Below are 3314 nucleotides of genomic sequence, written 5' to 3' on the forward strand. Positions count from 1 at the left end.
GGGCCTTCCTCGGCGGCTGGCTGGCCACCACGTACGACATCCGCACCCCGCTCTACGCCGCCGCCGGCCTCCTCCTGGCGATGACGGCCGTCACGTCGACCATGACCAGCAACCGCCAGGTTGAGGCGGCGCTGCGTGCCGCCGCCCCGGCCGATGATCACCAACCCCCTGACCGGCCTTCCCAAGCCGTAAACGTCTAAGCCACGGGGGCTCTAGGCTTCGGATCCGGCGGCGCGCCTTCAACGAGCCCGGGGATTAGCCGGACTCCCATTCCCCAGTGGTCTCGTTCTTCACGGCCCGGGTCCGCGGGCGCAGCGCGGTCATCAGCTCCAGCCCCGAGACGGCGGTGGAGCCGCGCGGGGGTTCGGCTTCTGCTGATGAAGAGCGAAGTGCTGACTGTGGGGCTTGCTGCGTCTCGCGGTGCGCGTGGAGTTGCGCAGGTTCGTTGGGTGCAGCGCAGTTCCGCCGGTCGGGACAGAAGGTGGTGAGCGTCGTGTGATGTGCACTGGACGCGCGTCACGGGTCTTGACCGGTGGCGGGTTCGGCGCGCCGAGGGTGACCGCCGCTGCAAGCTCCCGCCCCACCGCCGGTACTGGCTCAGTTCCGTCTCGCCCGCATCGAGCTTGTCCCTTCAGACCTCGGCCTTGACCCTGTCCCGGTGCGCGGTCACCGCCCCGCCAAAGGCTCCCAAGAGGCCCAGGGCGAGGCAGATCGTCAGGTTGAGCCACCAGGGCCAGTGCTCCGTACCCTCAATGGCGATCGGCACGACGCCCACCGCGCCGGCGATCCCGCTTCAGACCGCGCCGCGCCGCACACGTCTACGGAGCGCCACGTCCGCCTCGCCCGCCTCAACCTCAAGCGCGCCGCACCCGTCGCCGGATACGGTGGCCACCGGCGTGGCCGCGCTCCGCGACGTCGGCCGGGCCCGCTGGTCAGGAGGGGGCCTTGGATCCCGATCTCTATCCATAGTCCAGAATGAAGCATGCTTTCGGTGTACTCGACAGGAACCTAGGGTTGACCGCCAAGTCCTACCTGGTCCGTTCTGCTGCGGCACAGGCGGTCGGCGGCGGGGATGCAGTTGCGGCACGGTGAGGGGTCCTGGCAGGGCAAGGATGCGAACGCCCGGGGATGAGAGGTACGTTTCGCTCTCCGTTCGGAATTGCCCGCGGGTCTAGGCTCGGGCTGTGGGACAGCCTGAGCAGCGCGCCGAAGGTGCAGGACCGTTCACTACCCGGCTCACGTGGCACCGCCCCGAAGGGGAAACGGTGGTATGGGAGTCACGGCTCGCGCGTAGGCGTGGGGCGCTGTCGGTCCGCGGTCCGGGAGGCACGGTCGGCACGTCCTCCGCTGCCGATGCCGAGGCCCTCGGCCGCCTTCGAAGGCTCAATGCCGTCGCCTCGGGTGCGTTCGTCATCGGCGGAGCACTCTTCGCTCTCGGCGCCGCCGTCGCGCAGTTCGGCTCGGGCGACGCGGTCGAGAGTGCCTCGGTCTACTTCGCGGGGGGCCTGTTCTTCAACATCGGGGGTTACGCCTCGCTCTTGCAAGCGCTGAACGCGCCTCGCCACTCCCAAGGGGGCGGTCCACTGGTCACGGCCGGCTGGAGGTGGTGGGGGTACGAGCCGATGCGCCTGGACTGGCTGAGCACGTTTGTACTGTTCGTAGGGACGCTCGTGTTCGCCGTCAATCTGCTGGACTCCTTCCTGCAGGGGCTCACCGTCCAGCAGACCAACCGGCTGATCTGGACTCCCGACGTGATCGGATGCGTGCTGTTCCTGGTTTCGGGGCATCTTGCGTTCGTCGAGATCTGCCATCGGTCCCGGCCCTGCGTCCGCTCGCGCAGCCTCGGCTGGTGGGGCGTCGCCGTGAATCAGTTCGGTTCGGTGCTCTTCATGCTCTCGGCACTGGCCGCGTTCACCCGGCCGGCCACCGGAAGCCTTGTCAACAAGGAATGAGTACAGGCCGTAATGCGAGAGTCGCTCGTACGCCCGCCTGCTTGGGAGTCCGAATGATTGAGAGCCCGTGGACTCCTGCCCATCAGGCGGTCGAGTCGGGTGACCACGCGGCGCTGACTCGTCTTCTTGACGGAGGAGCGGATCCTGAGGAGGTCTGTTGTGGGTTGACGCTTCTCCTTCACGCCATTGATGTGGAGGGGGACGGGGCACTTCAGTCGGGTGGTCCGATCGATTCGGCTCTTACAGCGATTCTTCTGGCCTATGGCGCAGATCCGACGGCGACGCCCCGTGGCGAGACCCCTCTAGAACTGGCCCGCTACTACAACCACGACATGGCCATCCGCCTGCTGGACCGGTTCACGCCGGTCAGCCCAGCTGCTGCCGGCCCTGGCCCGAGTGAGCGGACCCTGGTCCTGTAGGCGGAGCTGGCAGGCCGGGGTGGGGCCGCAACGGTCCCGCCTATCGGGCCAGGGGGCCCGCACCCGTGAAAAAACGGGAGGGCCGGGGAGTTTGCGGAGTCAGGCGGGCGGGGTCCGCGGGAGCAGTCCTTGGCCATATGACGGAGGTTCGGGTGACAGTTGAGCGCGCTCAGAACATGCTTTGGAAGCCCGGAAGTTCCGGCATCTGGCGATGGAGCGTGGCGGGCCAGGAGGTGACTCTTCGTGCTTCCTATGCCATACGTGGTCTCGGGCGAGGACTGGTCTGGTGGGAAACAGACATGGGCGCAGCGTGTACGGACACACGACTTCGTCACGGCCACCCGTGACATGGCAGCGCGGATCCTCTCCGAGTACGGAGAAGACGGTTACCTGGCAAGGACAGGGGAGGGTTTCCCCACAAAGGTGTTTGAGCGACTCCAGAACCTGGCACCCGGGGAGACAGCCCCGCCGGCTTGACCAGGCTCCCCAACGAGCACCGTCCACTCCTGCCAGCCTGGCCCACGTAGCGGGCGAGCCCAAGGCACGGAAGGTGAAGCCGGAGGTGCCCAGGTGGGGGAGTGAAGCGGACCCGCCCCAACGGGCCGAAGGCCCGGACCCCGTGAAACGGGGTCCCCTCCCGAGCGAAGCGAGGGAGTTCCCTAGTCTGCGAAGCAGACCCGTTCCGGGTGAACCGAAACCACCTGGGCGGAGCCCAGCAGGAGCCGAAGCGAAGCGCCGGCCCTAACGCGTGGAGGGCGCGGACCGAGTGAAACGAGGTCAGCTCCGGTGCATCGAAGCGGAGGGCCTGAAGGGTCGGCCTTGGTTTGGCGCCTTGAAACGGGGTCACCTCCCGGGCAAGTTCGGACTCGTCCGCGGAGCGGACCCTGTTCGGGTGGAGCGCAGCGGAACCCAACTGTCCGCAGCGAAGCGGAGGACTCCGGCC

3 protein-coding genes and 1 pseudogene are annotated in these 3314 nt (G+C 67.8%); 3 read left to right on the plus strand and 1 reads right to left on the minus strand.

Translation table 11 applies throughout. The annotated features are described in order from the left end of the window. Positions 1 to 200 (plus strand): annotated as a pseudogene (locus tag ACGFYQ_RS42125) (MFS transporter); the annotation flags it as partial. Positions 201 to 631: 431 nt separating this feature from the next. Here the strand turns inward: ACGFYQ_RS42125 and ACGFYQ_RS42130 are convergent. Continuing rightward, a complete protein-coding gene (locus ACGFYQ_RS42130; protein WP_393752657.1) occupies positions 632 to 766 on the minus strand; it encodes a hypothetical protein in 135 nt (44 codons plus the stop codon). A gap of 418 nt (positions 767 to 1184) precedes the next feature. Between ACGFYQ_RS42130 and ACGFYQ_RS42135 the strand changes: the two genes are divergently transcribed. Together ACGFYQ_RS42135 and ACGFYQ_RS42140 are read left to right on the plus strand one after the other, a co-directional pair. Further along, entirely contained in the window at positions 1185 to 1952 is a 768-nt protein-coding gene (locus ACGFYQ_RS42135) for a hypothetical protein (protein WP_393752659.1), read from the plus strand. Between the two features lie 53 nt (positions 1953 to 2005). Further along, the gene (locus tag ACGFYQ_RS42140) at positions 2006 to 2371 is read left to right on the plus strand and encodes an ankyrin repeat domain-containing protein (RefSeq protein WP_393752661.1); all 366 of its coding nucleotides are present in this window, start codon (positions 2006 to 2008) and stop codon (positions 2369 to 2371) included. Positions 2372 to 3314: the final 943 nt, after the last annotated feature.

This window comes from Streptomyces sp. NPDC048258, assembly GCF_043201995.1.
In the GTDB taxonomy this organism is placed as follows: Bacteria; Actinomycetota; Actinomycetes; order Streptomycetales; family Streptomycetaceae; genus Streptomyces.